The 18894-nt window shown below is 77.6% G+C and carries 18 protein-coding genes; 4 read left to right on the forward strand and 14 right to left on the reverse strand.

Annotation, left to right across the window (positions count from 1 at the left end; genetic code table 11):
* The first annotated feature begins 6 nt into the window (after positions 1 to 6).
* The gene (locus F1641_RS08815; protein ID WP_194904493.1) at positions 7 to 1140 is read left to right on the forward strand and encodes an ATP-binding cassette domain-containing protein; all 1134 of its coding nucleotides are present in this window, start codon (positions 7 to 9) and stop codon (positions 1138 to 1140) included.
* Here F1641_RS08815 and F1641_RS08820 read toward each other — a convergent pair.
* The 9 genes from F1641_RS08820 to dacB all read right to left on the reverse strand — a co-directional run bounded on the left by F1641_RS08820 (position 1086) and on the right by dacB (position 10745).
* Positions 1086 to 1598: a DUF3180 domain-containing protein gene (locus F1641_RS08820; RefSeq protein WP_194904495.1), complete on the reverse strand. Its 513-nt coding sequence runs from the start codon at positions 1596 to 1598 to the stop codon at positions 1086 to 1088. The genes F1641_RS08815 and F1641_RS08820 overlap by 55 nt on opposite strands.
* Complete coding sequence (folK, locus tag F1641_RS08825) at positions 1595 to 2614, reverse strand: 2-amino-4-hydroxy-6-hydroxymethyldihydropteridine diphosphokinase (protein WP_194904498.1); 1020 nt, start codon at positions 2612 to 2614, stop codon at positions 1595 to 1597. Before folK ends, F1641_RS08820 begins: the two co-directional genes overlap by 4 nt.
* Positions 2611 to 3417: a dihydropteroate synthase gene (gene folP / locus F1641_RS08830; protein ID WP_309225497.1), complete on the reverse strand. Its 807-nt coding sequence runs from the start codon at positions 3415 to 3417 to the stop codon at positions 2611 to 2613. Before folP ends, folK begins: the two co-directional genes overlap by 4 nt.
* A gap of 17 nt (positions 3418 to 3434) precedes the next feature.
* Entirely contained in the window at positions 3435 to 4061 is a 627-nt protein-coding gene (gene folE / locus F1641_RS08835) for a GTP cyclohydrolase I FolE (RefSeq protein WP_309225498.1), read from the reverse strand.
* Positions 4062 to 4063: 2 nt separating this feature from the next.
* On the reverse strand, positions 4064 to 6121 hold the full coding sequence (ftsH, locus tag F1641_RS08840; RefSeq protein WP_194904500.1) for an ATP-dependent zinc metalloprotease FtsH: 2058 nt from the start codon (positions 6119 to 6121) through the stop codon (positions 4064 to 4066).
* 177 nt (positions 6122 to 6298) lie between these two features.
* Positions 6299 to 6853 carry a hypoxanthine phosphoribosyltransferase gene (hpt, locus tag F1641_RS08845; RefSeq protein ID WP_194904502.1) on the reverse strand — a complete coding sequence of 185 codons (555 nt, stop codon included), beginning with the start codon at positions 6851 to 6853 and terminating at the stop codon, positions 6299 to 6301.
* Positions 6843 to 7943, reverse strand: a complete 1101-nt coding sequence (gene tilS, locus F1641_RS08850; protein WP_194904505.1) for a tRNA lysidine(34) synthetase TilS — start codon at positions 7941 to 7943, stop codon at positions 6843 to 6845. Before tilS ends, hpt begins: the two co-directional genes overlap by 11 nt.
* 19 nt (positions 7944 to 7962) lie before the next feature.
* Positions 7963 to 9066: a zinc-dependent metalloprotease gene (locus F1641_RS08855; RefSeq protein ID WP_206690789.1), complete on the reverse strand. Its 1104-nt coding sequence runs from the start codon at positions 9064 to 9066 to the stop codon at positions 7963 to 7965.
* A 95-nt stretch (positions 9067 to 9161) separates the two neighbouring features.
* Positions 9162 to 10745, reverse strand: a complete 1584-nt coding sequence (gene dacB, locus F1641_RS08860; RefSeq protein ID WP_206690790.1) for a D-alanyl-D-alanine carboxypeptidase/D-alanyl-D-alanine-endopeptidase — start codon at positions 10743 to 10745, stop codon at positions 9162 to 9164.
* 131 nt (positions 10746 to 10876) lie between these two features.
* Between dacB and F1641_RS08865 the strand changes: the two genes are divergently transcribed.
* Entirely contained in the window at positions 10877 to 11425 is a 549-nt protein-coding gene (locus F1641_RS08865; protein WP_194904507.1) for an inorganic diphosphatase, read from the forward strand.
* A 30-nt stretch (positions 11426 to 11455) separates the two neighbouring features.
* Here the strand turns inward: F1641_RS08865 and F1641_RS08870 are convergent, their stop codons facing one another.
* The 3 genes from F1641_RS08870 to F1641_RS08880 form a co-directional block, all read right to left on the reverse strand.
* Positions 11456 to 12163 carry an HAD family phosphatase gene (locus F1641_RS08870; RefSeq protein WP_206690791.1) on the reverse strand — a complete coding sequence of 236 codons (708 nt, stop codon included), beginning with the start codon at positions 12161 to 12163 and terminating at the stop codon, positions 11456 to 11458.
* Between the two features lie 35 nt (positions 12164 to 12198).
* Complete coding sequence (locus F1641_RS23105) at positions 12199 to 13590, reverse strand: C40 family peptidase (protein ID WP_194904509.1); 1392 nt, start codon at positions 13588 to 13590, stop codon at positions 12199 to 12201.
* A gap of 93 nt (positions 13591 to 13683) precedes the next feature.
* Complete coding sequence (locus tag F1641_RS08880; RefSeq protein ID WP_194904511.1) at positions 13684 to 14160, reverse strand: MarR family winged helix-turn-helix transcriptional regulator; 477 nt, start codon at positions 14158 to 14160, stop codon at positions 13684 to 13686.
* A 63-nt stretch (positions 14161 to 14223) separates the two neighbouring features.
* Between F1641_RS08880 and F1641_RS08885 the strand changes: the two genes are divergently transcribed.
* The gene (locus tag F1641_RS08885; RefSeq protein ID WP_194904513.1) at positions 14224 to 15747 is read left to right on the forward strand and encodes a YcaO-like family protein; all 1524 of its coding nucleotides are present in this window, start codon (positions 14224 to 14226) and stop codon (positions 15745 to 15747) included.
* Between the two features lie 72 nt (positions 15748 to 15819).
* Complete coding sequence (locus tag F1641_RS23110; RefSeq protein WP_194904514.1) at positions 15820 to 16776, forward strand: siderophore-interacting protein; 957 nt, start codon at positions 15820 to 15822, stop codon at positions 16774 to 16776.
* 42 nt (positions 16777 to 16818) lie between these two features.
* Here F1641_RS23110 and F1641_RS08895 read toward each other — a convergent pair whose 3' ends face one another.
* Together F1641_RS08895 and F1641_RS08900 are read right to left on the reverse strand one after the other, a co-directional pair.
* Positions 16819 to 17745, reverse strand: coding sequence for an NAD(P)-dependent oxidoreductase (locus F1641_RS08895; RefSeq protein ID WP_194904516.1), 927 nt, complete (start codon positions 17743 to 17745; stop codon positions 16819 to 16821).
* The gene (locus F1641_RS08900) at positions 17742 to 18680 is read right to left on the reverse strand and encodes a sugar phosphate isomerase/epimerase (RefSeq protein ID WP_194904519.1); all 939 of its coding nucleotides are present in this window, start codon (positions 18678 to 18680) and stop codon (positions 17742 to 17744) included. The genes F1641_RS08895 and F1641_RS08900 overlap by 4 nt, the downstream gene beginning before the upstream one ends.
* Between the last annotated feature and the right edge of the window lie 214 nt (positions 18681 to 18894).

Raw genomic sequence — 18894 nt, forward strand, 5'->3', positions numbered from 1 at the left:
GAGGCGATGATCCGTCTCGACGGCGTCGAGAAGCGCTACCCCGACGGCACCCTGGCGGTCGAGAGCCTCGACCTGCTGGTCCACCCGGGTGAGCTGATCGCGCTCGTCGGCCCGTCCGGCTGCGGCAAGTCGACCACGCTGCGGATGGTCAACCGCCTCATCGAGCCGACCGCCGGGCGCATCGAGATCGACGGGCGCGACGTCACCCACGTCGACCCGGTGAGGCTGCGCCGCGAGATCGGGTACGTCATCCAGCGCGTGGGCCTGTTCCCCCACCTGACGGTGGCGGCGAACGTGGCGACCGTGCCCCAGCTGCTCGGCTGGGACCGCAAGCGCACCAGCGCCCGCGTCGAGGAGATGCTCGAGCTGGTCGGCCTGCCGGCGTCGCAGTACGCCGACCGCTACCCGCACGAGCTCTCCGGCGGCCAGCAGCAGCGCATCGGGGTGGCCCGCGGCCTGGCGGCCGACCCGCCCGTGCTGCTCATGGACGAGCCGTTCGGCGCCGTCGACCCGATCGCCCGCGACCGCCTGCAGGGCGAGTTCCGCCGCATCCAGGCCGAGCTCGGCAAGACGGTGCTCTTCGTCACCCACGACATCGACGAGGCCGTGCGCCTGGCCGACCGGATCGCCGTGTTCAGCCAGGGCGGCAGGCTGGAGCAGATCGCCGACCCGGCCACCGTGCTCGGGGCCCCCGCCAACGACTTCGTGGCCGACTTCGCCGGCTCCGACCGCGGCCTGCGGCGCCTCGCCGTGACCCCGGTCGAGGCCCAGGACCTCTCCCACCCGGCCACCGTGCTGGTCGACGACGACCTGGCCACGGCGCGCGCCGCCGTCGAGGGGGGCGCCGAGCCCTACGCCGTCGTCCTGGACCGCGCCGGCGACCTGCGCGGCTGGGTCTCCGCCCGGCAGCTGGGCGGCGGAGCGCCCGGCGACACCGCCGGCACGAGGGCGCGGCGCTTCGACGAGACCATCAGCGTCGGCGACAGCCTGCGCAAGGGCCTGTCGGAGATCGTCCAGCACGACGCGGGCTGGCTGCCGGTCCTCGACGGCGACCGGTACGTGGGCGTCCTGACGCCCGACGGCGTCTACTCGGCGCTGCGCCGCACGTCGCCGTCGCGCGAGGAGCCCGTCCCCCTCTGACGGCCGGCCTGGCCGTCGCGGTCCTCGGGGGGCAGGCGGCACCACCGCTCGACCACCACGCCCGCCACGAGCAGCAGCAGCGAGGCGGCCAGCGCGGCCAGGCCGAGCAGCAGCCGGTCGAGGCGCACCTCGATCTGCACCATCGGCACCAGCAGCGCGACGAGGCCGCCGTACGCCCCCGCCAGCGCGGCGCCCGTGACACCGGCGGCCTGGGCGACCACCACGGTGCGGGCGGCGCGCAGCGCGTCGAGCGGGCGGTCGCGGTGGCCCTGGTTCCAGCGCCGCACCGGGCGGCCCACCGAGAGCACCGCGCCTGCGAGCACCACGAGGAGCACCGGCACGGTCCAGGGCAGGGGCACCGAGACGGCCGTCGGGTCGACGACGTCGAGCACCACCCACGTGAGCACGCCCGAGATGACGGCCACGGCGAGCAGGACGCGGGTCCGCAGGGGGCTCACGGCAGGTCGTCCGGGCCGGGGAGGCGGACGTCGGGGCGGGGGCGCACGCCGGCGGCAGCGCCCGGGTCAGCGACGAGCAGGGCGTCGAGCGCCTCGCCCACCCGACCGGCACCGGGGAGCCGGTCGTCGGGGGCCAGCCGGGCCCACGGGACCAGCACGAACGCCCGCTCCGCGGCGCGCGGGTGGGGCACCGTCAGGGGCTGCGGCGAGCCCGCAGGGGCCGGCGGTGCGCCGGCGGGCTCGTCGGAGGCCACGAGCACCCCGTAGGCCAGGACGTCGACGTCGAGGGCGCGCGCCCCCCAGCGGGGCTCCGCCGCCCGGACCGCGGCGTCGCGGCCGTGGGCGGCCTCCACCGCCCGGCAGGCCAGGAGCAGCTGCCGGGGCGACAGCGCGCACCGGAGCCGGACGACGGCGTTGAGGTAGTCGGGCTGCGGGGCGGAGCCCGGGAGCCCCACCGCGTCGGTCTCCACCACCTCGGAGCAGGAGACGACCTCGAGCCCGTCCACCGCGCCCAGCGCCCGCACGGCCGAGGCCAGCGCGGCGGCCCGGTCGCCCAGGTTGGCGCCGAGGGCCACGACGGCGTCGACCGGGCGGGCCGGGACGGTGTCGAGCAGCTGGCCGCGCCGGCGCACGACCCGGACCACCACGTCGTCGAAGGGCACCGCCACCGGGGCCTGCGGCTTGTGGACGGCGACGGCGACGGCCTGCACGCCCGCGTGCGCCAGGCACGCCTCGGCGACGCGGCCCACCAGCACCTCCAGCAGGTCGACCGGCTCCCCCGCGAGCACCGCGACGACGTCGAGCGCCACGCGGGAGTAGTCGACGGCGTCGGCGAGCTCGTCGGTGGCGCCGGCGGTGCGCGTGTCGAGGACGAGGTCGACGTCGGCGGAGAACACCTGGCCCAGCACGCGCTCGGCGACGAGCACGCCGTGGCGGCCCCGGGCGCTCAGGCCCCGCAGCGAGACGACGTCGCCGTCGGGCAGCCCCGGCAGGCCGAGCGGGCCGGTGGGGCTCATGCGGCGCTCCAGCGCTCGGCCACGCGCACCGCGTCGGCGCTGCCGCGCACGGCGTGCACGCGCACGCCCCACGCCCCCGCGGCCGCGGCCAGCGCGGTCACGGCGGTGGTGGCGTCGTCGCGCTCGCCGGGGGGCCGGGTCCGGTCGCCGTCGGCGAGCAGCGCGCCGAGGAAGCGCTTGCGGGACGCGCCCACGAGCACGCGGCCGAACGCCCCGACCAGCTCGGGCAGGGCGGCCAGCAGGGCCCAGTCGTGCTCGGCGCGCTTGGCGAAGCCCAGGCCCGGGTCGGCCACGAGCTGGCCGCGGGAGGCACCGGCGGCCTCGAACGCCGCCAGCCGGGCCCCCAGCTCGGAGCGCACCTCCGCGACGACGTCGTCGTAGCCGGCGAGCGCGTCCATGCCGGCGGAGTGCCCCCTCCAGTGACCCACGACGCAGGTGGCGCCGGTGCGGGCCACCAGGGGGGCCATGTCCGGGTCGGCGAGGCCCCCGCTGACGTCGTTCACGACGCTCGCGCCGGCGGCCAGCGCCGCGGCGGCCACCTCGGCGCGCATCGTGTCGATGCTGACGACCGCCCCGTGGCGGGCGAGGGCCTCCACCACGGGCAGCACGCGGGCGAGCTCCTCGGCGGGCTCGACGCGCTGCGCCCCGGGACGCGTCGACTCGCCCCCCACGTCGACGGCGTCGGCGCCCTCGGCGAGCAGGGCCAGCCCGTGCTCGACGGCCCGGTCGGGGTCGAGGTGGCGACCGCCGTCGCTGAAGGAGTCGGGCGTGGTGTTCACCACGCCCCACACGAGCGTCCTCACCGCTGTGCCACCGCCCCTCAGCGCCCGAGCACGAGGGAGAGCGCCTCGGCCCGGGTGGTGGCGTCGCGCATGCCGCCGCGGACCGCCGAGGTGGTGGTGCGCGCACCGGACGCGCGCACGCCGCGCACCGACATGCACAGGTGCTCGCAGTCGACGACGACGAGCACGCCGCGGGCCTGCAGGTGCTCGACCAGGGCGTCGGCGACCTGCGTGGTCAGGCGCTCCTGCACCTGGGGGCGCCGTGCGTACACGTCGACCAGGCGTGCGAGCTTGGACAGGCCGGTGATGCGGCCGTCGGCGCTGGGCACGTAGGCGACGTGCGCGACGCCCGTGAAGGGCAGCAGGTGGTGCTCGCAGACGGAGGAGACGGGGATGTCGCGGACCGCGACGATCTCGTCGTGGCCGATGTCGAACGACGTGGCCAGCACCTCGGCCGGGTCGGCGCGCAGCCCCGCGTACATCTCGACGGCGGCGCGGGCGACGCGGTCGGGCGTCTCCTGCAGGCCCTCGCGGTCGGGGTCCTCACCGATGGCGAGGAGCAGCTCGCGCACCGCGGCGCGCGCCCGGTCGAGGTCGACCGGGGGCGCGACGCGGGGCTCGGAGCGGGCCCTGCCGGCGGCGCTCCGAGCGTCGGCGGCCGCCACGCTCAGGCCTGCGGGCCCAGCGGGCCGCCGGGCCGGCTGCCGGGCTGCGCCTCGGACTCGAGCGTCCGGGCGCCGCCGGCCGGCTGGCCCTCCCCGGCGGCCGCGGCCTCGTCCTGCGGGGCCATGCGCTGGGGGAGCCCGTCGGTGCCGACGGCTGCGGCGGCGAGCTCCTTGGGGCTGACCACCGGGGGGCGCTGGTCGACGTGGCGGCGCTCGCTCGAGAGCCACACCGGGCGCAGCGGGCGCTTCTCCACGGGGGCGAAGACCTCCGCGAGCTGCTCGCGGTTCAGGGTCTCCTCCTCGAGCAGGCGCACCACGAGGGTGTCGAGCACCTGGCGGTGCTCCATGAGGATCTCCCACGCCTCGTCGTGCGCGTTCTCGATGAGGCGGCGGACCTCCTCGTCGACGACGGCGGCGACGCCCTCGGAGTAGTCGCGCTCGTGGCCCATGTCGCGGCCCATGAAGACCTCGCCGCTGCCGCTGCCCAGCTTGATCGCGCCGACGCGCTCGCTCATGCCGTACTGCGTGACCATCTTGCGGGCCATGTCCGTGGCCTTCTCGATGTCGTTGCTGGCGCCGGTGGTCGGGTCGTGGAAGACCAGCTCCTCCGCGACGCGGCCGCCCAGGGCGTACGCCAGCTGGTCGAGGATCTCGTTGCGGGTGGTCGAGTACTTGTCGTCGACCGGCATGACCATCGTGTAGCCGAGGGCCCGGCCGCGCGGGAGGATCGTCACCTTGGTCACCGGGTCGGTGTGCCGCAGCGCCGCCGCCACCAGGGCGTGGCCGCCCTCGTGGTACGCGGTGATCTTCCGCTCCTTCTCGTTCATCAGCCGGGTCCGCTTCTGCGGGCCGGCGATGACGCGGTCGATCGCCTCGTCGAGCTCGGCGTCGCCGATGACGTCGCCGTTGCTGCGGGCGGTCAGCAGGGCCGCCTCGTTGAGGACGTTGGCGAGGTCGGCGCCCGAGAAGCCCGGGGTGCGGCGCGCGACGGCGAGCAGGTCGACGCCCGGGGCGACGGGCTTGCCCTTGGCGTGCACCTGCAGGATCTGGTGGCGCCCGTTCATGTCGGGCGCCTCGACGGCGATCTGGCGGTCGAAGCGGCCCGGGCGCAGCAGCGCCGGGTCGAGGATGTCGGGCCGGTTGGTGGCCGCGATGAGGATGACGTTGGTCTTGACGTCGAAGCCGTCCATCTCCACCAGGAGCTGGTTCAGCGTCTGCTCGCGCTCGTCGTGGCCGCCGCCCATGCCGGCGCCGCGGTGGCGGCCGACGGCGTCGATCTCGTCGACGAAGATGATCGCGGGCGCGTTGTTCTTGGCCTGCTCGAACAGGTCGCGCACGCGGGAGGCGCCGACGCCGACGAACATCTCGACGAAGTCGGAGCCGGAGATCGAGTAGAACGGCACGCCCGCCTCGCCCGCGACGGCGCGGGCCAGCAGGGTCTTGCCGGTGCCGGGCTGGCCGTAGAGCAGCACGCCCTTGGGGATCTTGGCGCCGACCGCCTGGAACTTGGCGGGCTCGGCGAGGAACTCCTTGATCTCGTGGAGCTCCTCGACGGCCTCCTCGGCGCCGGCGACGTCGGCGAAGGTGACCTTGGGGGCCTCCTTGGAGACCAGCTTCGCCTTCGACTTGCCGAACTGCATGACGCGGCTGCCGCCGCCCTGCATGTTGGCGAAGAGGAACCAGAACAGGAGCAGGAAGAGCAGGATCGGCAGGACGGTGATGAGGATCGAGCCCAGCACCGAGCCCTGGGGCACCTCGTCGGTCCAGTCGGTGGTGTTCTGCGCCACCGACTGCGCCACCTCGGAGGCGCGGGCGCTGACGTAGTCGAACTCGACGTCCGTGCTGCCGTCGAGCGGCTCGCGCAGCACCAGCTTGACCTGCTGGTCGCCGTCGACGACCTCTGCCGAGGCGACGTTGCCGCTCGCGAGCTGCTCGAGGCCGACCCGGGTGTCGACGTGCGTGGTGCGGTCACCGGTGAAGAGCTGGCTGGCGAGGACGAGGAGCAGCAGCGCCCCGAGGATCCAGACCGTGGGGCCGCGGAAGAATCGCCTGGCGTTCATGCGTGGATGAGGGCCGTGGCCCATCCCTCCTGCTCGGGAAGTCGGCGCCGACCGTACACCGGCGGCAGCCGCACCCCGGCACCGCGCACGGGGGCTCACCAGCCCAACGGTCGAACGCCGCGGCTGTGTTCCGCCCGTTCGCCGTGAGCGGACGCGCCGGCGCGGGCCGGGCGGGCGTCAGCTGGAGTAGACGTGCTCCGCCAGGGTGCCCACCACGCGGAGGTTGCGGTAGCGCTCGTCGAAGTCGAGGCCGTACCCGACGACGAAGGCGTTGGGGATGTCGAACCCGACGTGCCTCACGTCGACGGCCACCTTGGCGGCCTCGGGCTTGCGCAGCAGCGCCATGACCTCGACGGAGGCCGCACCGCGCGAGCGGAGGTTGGCGACCAGCCACGACAGGGTCAGGCCCGAGTCGATGATGTCCTCGACGATGAGCACGTGGCGGCCCAGGACGTCGCGGTCCAGGTCCTTGAGGATCCGCACCACGCCGGACGACTTGGTGCCCGAGCCGTAGCTCGACACGGCCATCCAGTCCATCTCGGCCGGGCCGCGCAGCGCGCGGGCGAAGTCGGCCATGACCATCACGGCGCCCTTGAGGACGCCCACGAGGAGCAGGTCCTTCCCGGCGTACTCCTCGTCGACCTGCGCGGCGATCTCGGCGAGGCGGGCGCGGATGGCCTCCTCGCTGATCAGCACGTCGGCGAGGTCGCGCCCCATGTCGTCAGCGTCCACCAGGCGTCGCTCGCTCTCTCGTCACGCGGTTGAAGACGACCGAGAGCCTGCCACAGCCCCCGTCCACCGAGCGGGAGGCCTCCACCCGACCGGGCAGGTGCAGGGGTCCCTGGCCCCGCCAGGCGGTCAGGAGCGCGTCGACCGCGAGCACGTGGGAGCGCGCGAGGTCGCCGGCGGGGCACCCCGCGGCGAGGGCCGCGGCCCGCAGCGCGCGGCGGCGCACGGCGGCCGGGGCCGCCTGCAGCCGCACCGCGTCGAGGACGACGACGCCGTCCCCGCCGCCGTCGTCGTCCTCGCCCGGTGCGCCGCCGGGGAGCCGGGCCGCGGCCAGCAGCTCGGCGGCGAGGGCCTCCAGCGCGTCGGCGTCCTCGCGCAGCTGGTCGGCGGTGCGGGCGAGGGCCCCGGCGACCCCCGGGCCCAGCTCGGCCTCCAGCGCCGGCAGCAGCCGGGTGCGGACCCGTGACCTGGTGAACGACGGGTCGGCGTTGGTGGGGTCCTCCCACGGGGTGAGCCCCAGCGCGGCGCAGGCCTCCCGCACGACGTCGCGGCCGGTGCCGAGCAGCGGCCGCCGCCACGGGCCGCGGCGCGCGGGCATGCCGGCCAGCGAGCGCGCGCCGGAGCCGCGGGCCAGGCCGAGCAGCACCTGCTCGGCCTGGTCGTCGAGGGTGTGGCCGAGCAGCACCGCCGCGGCCCCCAGGCGCTGCGCGGTGCCCCCGAGGGCCGCGTAGCGCGCGTCGCGGGCGGCGGCCTCGGGCCCCGGGCCACCCGGGGCGGCGAGCGCCGCGGGGCCGGCGGTGACCACCTCGACGGGGTCCAGACCGAGCTCGCGGCAGCACGCGGCCGCGCGCCGGGCGACCTCGGCGGACCCCGCCTGCAGGCCGTGGTCGACGACGACGGCGCCGGCCCGCCAGCGGGCGCGCCGGCCCGGCGGGCGCGAGGCCCCGGCGAGCCAGCCCGCCGCGGCCGCCAGGGCGAGGGAGTCCGGGCCGCCGCTGCAGGCGACGAGCACCAGCGCGCCCCCGGGCAGGTCGTCGCAGCCGGCCGCCACCGCGGAGCGCAGCGCCGCGACCGCCGGGTGGGGCCCGGTCACGGGCGCGTCCGCCGGAGGCTCAGCCGTGCACCCGGCGCACCCAGGCCACGGGGTCGGCCACCTCCTCGGGGCGGGGCAGCGCCGCCGGAGAGCTCCAGACGGCGTTCAGGCCGGCGGTGCCGACCTCGCGGACCACCCCGCGCACGAAGCGCGCGCCGTCGGCGTACTGCCGGAGCTTGGCCTCCAGGCCGAGGCCGTGGCGCAGGGCGGTGTCGAGCAGCCCGCGGCTGGAGCCGCGCCGCGCGGTGAAGCGGCGCCTGATCGTGGCGACGGTGGGCACCACCGACGGGCCGACCTCGTCCATGACGACGTCGGCGTGGCCCTCCAGGAGCGCCATCACGGCGGTGACCTCGGCGAGCGCCCGGCGCTGGTCGGCCGTGGTGGCGAGGTCGAGCAGCCCGGCGCCGGAGCGCTGACCGCCACCGCCCGACACGGCCTCCCGCAGGCCGCGCACCGCAGAGGCGAGGCGCTCGCCGCTCGCGCCGGGCGAGCCGAGCAGGTCGCCGGACAGCGCCCGGGCCCGCGAGCGCAGGTGGTCGGCCAGCCAGGGGGCGGCGGCGAACTGCACGCGGTGGGTCTCCTCGTGCAGGCAGACCCAGAGGGCGAAGTCGCGCAGGTCGACGCCGAGCTCGCGCTGGACGGCCAGGACGTTGGGGGCGACGACGAGCAGGTCACCGGTGCCGGGACCCTCGCCGAGCGCGTCGTACTGGCCGAGCACGCGCGAGCTCAGCAGCCCGAGCAGCGAGCCGAGCTGCAGGCCGGTGACGCGGCGGCCGACGCCGAGCCCGCGGGCGCCGGCGGCGGAGCGGCGGGAGCGGCTCGAGCGCTGGGCCAGGGCCTCGGTCATCACCGGCGACAGGAGGCTGGCGAAGGAGGCGACGTTGGTCCGGGCCCAGGCGCCGCGCTCGACCACCCGCGCGGGCGGGCCGGCGGGCACGAGCAGCTGGCTGACGCGGGCGACGTGGGGCGGGCTCGCGGCGGCCGCCGAGCGGACCACCTCGACCACCCGGCGGGCCTCCTCGGGGCTCACCCTCGGCCCCGGGCGCGCCAGGCGCACGGCCGTCCTCGCGGCGAGGTCCCAGTCGACCAGGCCGCCGTCGTGCTCCCCCGCTGGACCCGCCACGCGCTCACCGTAAGCCGCCCGCCCGTGCCGGGCCCCCCGCCCGCACGGGGCGGGTCGACGGCGGGTCGACCGCGGGTCGACGGCGGGTCGGGTGCTCAGCCGGTGGCGGCGCGGCAGCCGCAGGCCGCCACCGCCCCCACGACGTCGTCGAGGGCGGCGCGCGCCGGGTCGGTGGCACCGGTGCCGTCGGCGAGGACGGCGAAGGCGAGCAGGCGCCCGTCGTCGTCGACCACCGTGCCGACCAGGCTGCTCACGCCGGTGAGGGACCCCGTCTTCGCCCGGACGCGTCCGGCCGCGGCGCTGGCGGCGCCGGGCTCGGTGAAGCGCTCCGCGAGGGTGCCGGACAGGCCCCCGACGGGCACGGCGGGCAGCAGCGGCGCCAGGGGCGAGCGCTCGGAGGCGGCCGCGGCCAGCAGCCCGGTGAAGACCGCGGGGGGCACGCGGGAGCCCGCGGAGAGGCCGCTGCCGTCGGCGAGCACCGCGCCGGAGGTGTCCACGCCCGCCGTGGAGACCGCCGCCAGGACGGCCTGCGCCGACTCGGCGAACCCCGCGGGGCGGCTGGCGGCGGCGCCGACGAGGCGGGCGAGCGACTCGGCGACGGTGTTGTCGCTCTCCGCGAGCGCCACGGCGACGACGTCGGCGACGGGGGCGGAGCGGACCTCGGCGAGCAGGGCTCCCGGCGCGGGGGCCGTCCCCGCGGAGGCGGTCGAGGAGGAGGCGGTCGGGGTGGGCGCCGGTGCGCTGGTGCGGGCCGCGGGCTCGTCGACGGCGGCGCCGCGCTCGACGAGCAGGTCGGTGAGGCGGTCGGCGGCGGCGAGGGCGGGGTCACCGGTGCGGGCGGCGTAGCGCCCGGGAGCGGTGCGCCCGGCGTCGACGGCCACCGAGGTCAGCGGGGCGACGTACCCGGCGGCGACGTCTCCGGAGCCCCAGCCGCTGCCCAGCTGGGGCGAACCGCCGGTGAGGGAGTCGTCGAGGAGCACGCGCACCGGGCCCGCGCCGCGCTCGCGGAGCGCGGCGGCCGCGGCGTCGGCGAGGTCGGCCAGACCGGCGCGGCCGGTGGTGGCGGTCGGGTCGCCGGCGCCCGCGCTGAGCAGCTGGTCGCCCCCGCCGACCAGCACGACGGTGCCGGGCTCGGTGCCGGCGACGACGCGCGTGGGGAGGGTGGTGTCGGGCCCCAGCACCGACAGGGCCGCCGCCGCGGTGAGCAGCTTGGCCACCGACGCGGGGGTGCGCGGCTCGGCGGCGCCGGCGTCGAGCAGCACCCGCCCGGTGGTCGCGTCGACGACGCTCGCCCTCGCGCTGCCCCGCAGGGCGGGTGCCGCGAGGAGCGAGGTGACGGCGGCGGCGAGCGCCGCGGGGTCGGGCGGGGGCGCCGAGGGGTCCAGCTGCGGCAGCGCGGTGGGCCGGGGCGGGTCGGCAGCGGCGCCGGGGGCCACCGGCAGGGCGGGCGCGACCGGCGCGGGGGCGAGGGTGAGGACCCCGGGCGCGGCGTCGGCGGCGTCAGCAGCGGCGTACCCGCCGAGCAGCAGGACCGCGACGGCGGCGGCCACCGCGGCGACCGGGCCCCTCCGCGACCGCCGCTCCCCGGGACCGGGAGGAGGACCGGCGGTGGGGCCGGTGGTGGGGTCGCTGGCGCCCACCGGGGTGCTCCCGGTCGTGCTGTCGGGTGGACCTGCCACGGGCTCCTCGTCTCACCTGTCCTGCGTGCGGGACACTAACCGGCAGCCGACCGCGACGAGCGGTCTTCTGGTGGGGCGCAGCGGCGCGCCGCACCCCACCCTGATGTGCCGGAGCCGACCAGGAGGTCACCGTGGAGTTCGACGTGACGATCGAGATCCCGCGCGGGTCGCGGAACAAGTACGAGGTCGACCACGTCACCGGGCGCATCAAGCTCGACAGGATGCTCTTCACCGCCACCCGCTACCCGGCCGACTACGGCTTCATCGAGGGGACCCTCGGCGAGGACGGCGACCCGCTCGACGCGCTCGTGCTGCTGGAGGAGCCGACCTTCCCGGGCTGCGTGGTGCGGTGCCGGGCCATCGGCATGTTCCACATGCGCGACGAGGCCGGCGGCGACGACAAGGTCATGTGCATCCCCGCGGGCGACCCGCGCATGGCGCACCTGAAGGACCTCGAGGACATCGGCGAGTTCCACCGCCTCGAGATCCAGCACTTCTTCGAGACCTACAAGGACCTCGAGCCCGGCAAGTCCGTCGAGGGCGCCCACTGGGTCGGCCGCGTCGAGGCCGAGGCGGAGATCGAGAACTCGGTCAGGCGCCTCGCCGAGCACGACGGGCACCTGACCTCGGGCCACGACGCCGGGCAGCGCCCCGACGTGCGGGCGCAGTCGGGGCACTGACCCCGCGAGCGCCCCGCGGGGCGCGATCCCTCAGGCCGCGCTCGGCCCGCTGCCCAGCAGCAGCGGCACGAGCTCGGCCAGGTCGCTGACCACGACCGCCGCCCCCGCCGCGCGCAGCGCCGCGGGGGCGGTGTGCTCCTGGTCGGGGGCGCAGTAGGCGTAGACCGCGGCCCCCGCGGCCGCCCCGGCGGTGACGCCGGCCACGGAGTCCTCCACCACGGCGGCCCGCGCCGGGTCGACGCCGAGGGTGGCGGCGGCGAGCAGGTAGACGTCGGGGGCGGGCTTGGTGCGCGGCGTCTCCTGGCCGCTGAAGACCCGGTCGCCGAAGTGCCGGCGCAGGCCCGTGATGTCCAGCTGCATCTCGGTCTTGGCGCGGTCGGCGCCGGACGCGCACGCCACCCGCTCGCCGTACCGGGCGGCGACGGCGGCCACGAGCTCGGGGGCGCCGGCCACCGGCTGCAGACCGGCACGCAGGGCGACGTCGCGGCGGGCCCGGAAGCCCGCGAGCCACGCGGCGTCGATGCGGACGCCGGTGTGCTCCTCGATGACGTCGGCCTCGTCCATGACGGCCCGCCCGACGAAGCGGCGCAGCGACTCGCGGGCGTCGAGGGTCCAGCCCATCTCGGCGAGCATCCCGCGGAGCACCTCGTTGGTGGTGGCCTCGGAGTCGGCGAGGACGCCGTCGCAGTCGAACAGGACGGCGTCGTGGGGCAGGTCGGTCGGCGGGTCGGTCAGCACGCGACGACTCTCCCCCACCGGTCCGCGCACCCCGGTCAGGGCCTCCCCGCCCAGGTCATGGAGTTCGCGTACCGGACGGCGGTGGTCCGCACGTCGAGCCCGGTGCGCGGCGCCTCGACCATCTGGCCGCCGCCGGCGTAGATCGCCACGTGGTAGACCGTCGAGGCGTCGTCGGGGTCGGAGCCGTAGAAGATGAGGTCGCCGGGGCGCATGTCGTCGTAGGAGACCTTGGCCACGGCCCGGTACTGCGCCGAGGAGGTCCGCGGCAGCGAGGCGCCGGCGGCGCGGTAGGCCGCGGAGGTCAGCCCGGAGCAGTCCCAGCTGTCGGGGCCGGTGGCCCCCCACTCGTAGGGGTCGCCGATCTGGGTGCGGGCCCACTCCAGGGCCGCCTGGCCCTGGGAGGCGCTGGCCGAGGAGCTGCCCGAGGGCGCTGACGCGCGCCCGGACGAGCCGCCCGAGGAGCCGGAGCCGGAGGAGCCCGACGAGCTCGAGCCGCCCGACGACGAGCCCGACGAGCCCGACGAAGACCTCCCCGAGGAGCTGGAGGAGCCGGAGGACGACGGCGCCGGGGCCGCCTGGCGGCGCGCGCGGTCGGCGCGGGCCTGGGCCTCGGCGCGCTCCCGGGCCTCCGCGGCGAGGCCGTCGGCGCGCTGGGCTGCCAGCGCGGTGCTGGTGCCCTGCAGCTGCGCGAGCTGCGCGACGAGGGCGCCGCGCTGCTGCTCGGTGGTGGTGACGAGGGCCGTGGCGGCGTCGGCGGCGTGCTGGGCGGCGTCGCGGGCGGCGGAGGCGGCCTCGGCGGCGGTGCGCTGGTCGGCGAGGGCGGCGTCGGACTGGGCCTGCAGGAGCGCGGCGACGGACTCCGCTGCGCGCAGCTGCTCGTAGGCGCGGTCGGTGCGCTGGCCCACGGCGTCGAGCAGGGACGCGCGGTCGAGGAGGTCCTGGGGGCCGTCGGCGGACAGGAAGGCCGAGACCCGGTCGAGGTCTCCCCCGCTGCGGTAGCTGCCCGCGGCGAGGCGGCCGACGGCGGCCCTGGCCTCGTCGGCGCGGGCCTGGGCGTCGGTGGCGGCCTCGGCCGTGGAGCGGGCGGCCTCGGTGCGCGCCGCGAGCTCCTCGGCGGCGGCGTCGTAGGCCTCGGCCGCGACGGCCGCCTGCACCTGGGCGGTGTCGAGGGCGTCGTTCGCCGCGGCGAGCTGGCCCTGCACCGCCTCCACCTGGGAGGCGCCGTCAGCGGCGGCCTGGCGCGCGGCGTCGACCTGGGCCTGGCTGGGGGTGCGCGGGTCGGCCGACGCGGGAGCCGCCGCCGGGTCGAGCCCGGGAGCGAGGACGGTGCCCGCGGTCAGCGCGAGGCAGAGGGCGAGGAGGGCGGGCCGGCGCAGGGCACCCCCCCGGGTGGGCCGCTGGCCGTGGTCCGCATCCGCTGGCTGCACCGCTCAGGCATCGGCGCCCGGGCGGGGTGCCTTGAGCACCCGGCCCGGGCGACCCGCTTTGGCGCGTCGCGCCGCGGCGCGGTCAGCGGCTGGTCAGACGGCGCGCGAGGCGCCGTCGTCGCCGTCGGAGGAGCCCTGCGCGGAGACCCGGTTGAAGCGGCCGAGGAGCCCCGCGAGGAGCTCGACGTCGTCGTCCGTCCAGCCGCTGAGCATCTCGTGCACGTGGGCGCGGCGCGCCGCGCGCACCTCCTCGACCTGGGCGGCTCCGGCGGCGGTGAGGGTCACCACGTGGGCGCGGGCGTCCTCGGCGTCGCGCGAGCGCTCGATGAGGCCGAGGCGCTCCAGGGTGGCGAGCTGCCGCGAGATCGTGGGCTTGCCGATGCCGAGGTAGGCGGCCAGGTCGGTGGCCCGGGCGCCCCCCTCCAGCGCCACGCGGAGCATCAGGCCGTAGGCCCCGGGCTCCAGCTCGGGGTGGAGCTGCCTGGCCAGCTGGCCGGACAGGCCGCGCGCGCGGCGCAGGAGCACGGCGAGCTCTCGCTCGAGGTGCTCCGCAGGTCCGTGACTCACCATGGTGAAGATCATGACAGACCCGCGGGGCGCGCGGCCCCGCACCTCCCCGGGCACAGTGGGCCCGTGAGCTCCCCCGCTGCGCCCGACGCCCTCGCCGCCGCCGCCGAGCGGTACGCGGGGGCGCTCCCGCCGGGGGCGGTGGTCGAGGTCGACGTCACCCCGTACGACCGCACCGGCGTGCCCACGGCCGCCGCCACCTGGCGCTCCGCCGGCGACCCGCGGCGCGACGGCCACGGCGTCGGGTACGGCACCTCGGCCCTCGCGGCGCGGGTGGGGGCCCTGGGCGAGCTGGCCGAGCACGCCCTGCCGCTGGAGCCCGACCGGCGCCCGGAGCCCGTGACCGGCTCGTACGCGGAGCTGGTGCGGCGGCGCGGGGCCGACCGGGTCGCCGACCCCCGCTCGCTCGTGCTGCCCGCGGGGAGCGACGCCGACCCGCGCCACCCGCTGCTGGAGCGCCCGCTGCTGTGGCTGCCGATGACGCGCTGGAGCACCGGCGAGGAGGTGCTGGTCCCGGCCGAGGTCGCAGCCCCGAGCGGGGCCGCGGGAGGCGCGCCGCCGTCGGGCGCCTGGCTGACGACGCCGATCTCGAACGGCATGGGCGCCGGGGAGACCCTCGAGCGGGCGCTCGGGCACGCCCTGGGCGAGCTGGTGCAGCGCGACGGCGACACCGTCGACTTCCGCGCGCTCGACACCGGGGTGGTCGTCGACGAGGCGGGGATCACCGACCCCGCGACCCTTGCGCTGCTGGAGCGGCTGCGCGGGCTGGGCATCGACCCGGTCGTGAAGCTGGACAGCACCGAGCTCGCCGTCGTCGTGCACGTGGCCGGGCGCGACGACAGGGCCGGTGGGGCCGCGGTGCCGGGCATCGCGGTCAGCGCCGTCGGCGAGGCGGCGCACCCCGACCGGGAGGAGGCCGTCCGCAAGGCGGTCCTGGAGTTCTGCTCCTCGCGGGCTCGCCGGGCGTTCGCGTTCGGCCCGCTGGAGGAGGTCCGCCGGCGCGACCCGGAGCACCTCGCGGCCGAGCTGGCGGTCCCGCTGCCCGAGCAGGAGGCCCGGGCCCTGGAGGAGATGACGGCCTGGACGGCGCGCACGGGGCCCGACCTCGCGCAGCTGCTGGCGCCCGCGCTGCTCGGACGGCGGACCTCGGTGCCCTTCACCGACCTCCCGACCAGCCCGCGCGCGGCGTGGGAGACGCCCCAGGCGCTGCTGGAGACCTGGCTGGAGCGGCTGCGCGGCTTCGACGTCCTGTCCCTGGCGTGGACGCGCACCACCCCCGACGGGGCGCCGGTGCACGCCGTCAAGGCCGTGGTGCCGGGCCTGGAGGTGGAGACCCTGTCGTACCTGCGCATCGGCGAGCGGGTGCTGCGCCGCCTGCTCGACCGCGGGAGCGACCTGGTGGGCCTCGGCGCACCGACGACGGCGGACCAGCTGCCGGTCGTACTGACCCCCGAGGCGACCGAGCGCGTCGGCGGACCCGCCTGGCTCGACCGCGCCGCCGTGGAGCGGACCGTGGGCGAGCTGTACCCGCTCTACCGGGAGCCGACGCGGCACGCGCCGCAGCGGCTGGCGGCTGGTCTGGGCGGGTGACGGGCAGGTCCTCGGGGCCGTTCCGGACGAGGGGGTGGCCCGCACCGCCGGACTGAGGTTAGCCTTCCCTGCGTGGAGAGCCCCGGGTACCGCACCTTCGCCGTGGAGGTCAGCCGCGTCCAGCGCCTGTGCCCGAGCTTCACCCGCATCACCTTCAGCGGTGACGACCTGCTCGGCTTCGGCGCCTGCGGCGCCGACCAGCGCATCAAGGTCGTGCTGCCCGCGCCGGGCCGCACCGCGGCCGACCTCGTGGCCACCTGCCGCGCGTGGGGTGAGGACTGGTACCCGCAGTGGCTCGCCGCCCCCGGCGACCAGCGGCCCCTGCTGCGCACCTACACCGTCCGGGGGGCGCGCCCCTGCCTGGGCGAGGTCGACGTCGACTTCGTGCTCCACGGCGCCGCCCCCGGTGACCACGCCGCCGCCGGCCCGGCCTCCCGCTGGGCGATGACGGCCCGCCCCGGCGACCAGCTCGTGGTCGTCGGCCCGGACCGCCCCGGCACCGGACGCGCCTGGGGCCGCGAGTGGGCGCCCCCGGAGGGCGGTCGGCTGCTGCTGGCCGGCGACGAGACCGCCGTCCCCGCCGTCTGCGCCGTGCTGGAGGCCCTGGAGCCCGAGGCCGCCCGCCGCACGGTGGCGCTGCTCGAGGTCCCCTGCGCCGAGGACGCGCTGCAGCCCGTCGCCTCCGGCGGCGCCGCGGTGCGCTGGCTGCCGCGCCAGGGCCCCGCCGGTCACGCCGCCCACGGGTCGCTGCTGGTCGACGCGGTGCGCTCGCTCCTCGACGGCGGCGGGCTGGTCGCCCCCGCGCCGCGCCGGCCGGCCGAGGCGGGCTCGACCTGCGACCCGGACGCCGACCTCGACGTGCTCTGGGACGTCCCGGAGGCCGTGGGCAGCGGCGACCTGTACGCGTGGGTCGCCGGCGAGGCCTCCGTGGTCCGCGACCTGCGCCGCCTCGTGCGCGGCGCGGGCCTGCCGAAGACGTCGCTGGCCGCGATGGGCTACTGGAAGGCCGGCCGCTCCGAGGCCGCCTGACGCCACCTGACGCCGCCGGCCGGTCGCCCGACCGGCAGGCGGTCAGAAGCCGCCCGGCTCGATGACCGCCACCAGCGGCTCCCCGGCGCCGAAGCGCCGCACGTTCTCCTCCACCCGTCCCGCGAGGGTGGGCCAGTAGGCGTCGTCGGGGTTGGCCGAGTGCGGGGTGACGAGGACCCGGGGGTGCGTCCACAGGGGGTGGCCCGGAGGCAGCGGCTCGGGGTCGGTGACGTCGAGGGCGGCCCCCGCGACCACGCCGGCGTCGAGGGCGTCCAGGAGGTCGTCCGTGACGACGAGGTCGCCGCGGGCGACGTTGACCAGCCAGGCGGTCGGCTTCATGAGGGCCAGCTCGGCGGCCCCGACCATGCCGCGCGTCTGTGCCGTGGACGGTGCGGTGAGCACCACGTGGTCGGCCTCGCCGAGCACGTCCCGGTACGACGCCCGCGGCACCGTCCGCTCCGCCCCCGGGAAGGGCCCGGAGTCGCTGACCGCCAGGAGGCGGCACCCGAGCGGCTCCAGCAGCGCGGCCAGCGACCTGGCGATCCCGCCCGCGCCGACGAGCGCCACCGTCGAGCGGGCCAGGGAGCGGGTCCGCTTCGGCTCCCACGAGGTGGCGCGGGCCGCCGCGGGGAGGTCCCTGGCGGCGGCGAGGAGGAGGGCGAGGGCGTGCTCGGCCACCTGCAGCGAGTAGGCGCCGGCGGCGCTGGTCCACACCGGCTCGCGGGTCACCAGGTCGTTGGCCGTCCACCGCTCGACGCCCGCGTGGCACAGCTGCACCCAGCGGATGCCGGGGTGGAGCATGGCGACGACCTCCCCGGGCTCGTCGCTGCCCCGGTAGACCAGACCCGACGCCTCCGAGAGGGGCACGACGCGCCCACCGCCCGCGCGGACGGCCTCCTCGAGCAGCGGCTCGTGGTTGGGGCCGACGTGCACCCCCGGTCCCCGCTCGGACCCTCCGACAGCGCTCACAGCACGCCCTCCTCGGCGAGGTCGTCGAGCAGCCGCTCCAGGTAGCGCCGCCCCAGCTCCTGCACCCACACGGCGTCGCCGCCGTAGTGCTCCACGACCAGCGGGCCCCGGTAGCCGCCGGCGACCGCCTCGGTGACGGCCAGCCGGTAGTCGAGCTGCCCCTGGCCGAGGGGGGTGGGGACGACGGCGGGCGGCCCGCCGTCGACGTGCGCGCGGACGCAGTCCTTGAGGTGCCAGTAGTCCATGTGCGGAGCGACGGCCCGCACCGTCTCGAGCCAGTGCTCGCGCTCGGGACGCGCCGTCCGGTGCAGGTTGCCCAGGTCGGGGTTGATGCCGAGGTTGGGCGCTCCGACGTCCTGCACCAGGCGCACGGCATCGGCCCCCGTCGCGGCCAGCGTGTCCTCGTACATCTCCACGCTCACCTGGACGCCCAGCTCCGCGGCCCGGGCCGCCACGCGGCGGAGCCTGTCCGCCGCGAGCGCACGGGTCTCCTCGCCGAGGTCGTCCGCCGTCGACGGGCTCTCCCAGAACACCAGCGGCCAGCCCTGGTCGGGACGCAGCCGGGGGTGGAACCCGACGCCGAGCAGGCCCCACCCGAGCTCGGCGACGACCTCCGCGGCCCGGAGCAGGCGCTCGGTGTTCTCCTCGCCCCGCTCGGGGTCGACCACGCTGCAGCGCGTCACGTTCAGGCCCCGGACGGCCAGGCCCAGCTCGTCGAGCACGGAGCCGAGGTCCTGGCGCTCAGCGGGAGACATCTCCACGACCGGCAGCCACCCGTCGGGGACGTCGAGCGCGCTGAACCCGGCGCGCCGCAGCCGCGACAGCTGCCGCCGCCAGAGGGCGGGGCCGCCCTCGCGCACGGCCCTGTCGGCCCCGGGCTGCTGCGGTGCGAGGGCCAGCGCGCTGCCGACCACCTCGAGCTGCGGACCTGCCACGTGCTGACCTCCCGAGGGGCTCGGACGGCGCCGGTGCCGTCACCAGGACCGTACGCGGCGGGGCCCCGAGGACCACGTCCCGGTCCAGCCCCCTGGACCCCGGCAGCCCTCGAAGGGGAGACCGGGCGACCCCGGTCCAGCGGGCTGGACCGTTCGTAGGTTGCAGCCGGGCTCGGTGCTCCACTCGACGCCGGCCAGTCCGAAGGAGGACCCC

Origin of the sequence: Quadrisphaera sp. INWT6 (genome assembly GCF_015390235.1) — a bacterium.
Taxonomy (GTDB): Bacteria; Actinomycetota; Actinomycetes; order Actinomycetales; family Quadrisphaeraceae; genus Quadrisphaera.

Excerpts from the sequence above, each read along its gene's own strand:
- F1641_RS08815 (WP_194904493.1), top strand. The coding sequence starts at position 7 with ATGATCCGTCTCGACGGCGTCGAGAAGCGCTACCCCGACGGCACCCTG.
- folK (WP_194904498.1), bottom strand. The coding sequence starts at position 2,614 with ATGAGCCCCACCGGCCCGCTCGGCCTGCCGGGGCTGCCCGACGGCGAC.
- ftsH (WP_194904500.1), bottom strand. The coding sequence starts at position 6,121 with ATGAACGCCAGGCGATTCTTCCGCGGCCCCACGGTCTGGATCCTCGGG.
- F1641_RS08880 (WP_194904511.1), bottom strand. The coding sequence starts at position 14,160 with ATGGTGAGTCACGGACCTGCGGAGCACCTCGAGCGAGAGCTCGCCGTG.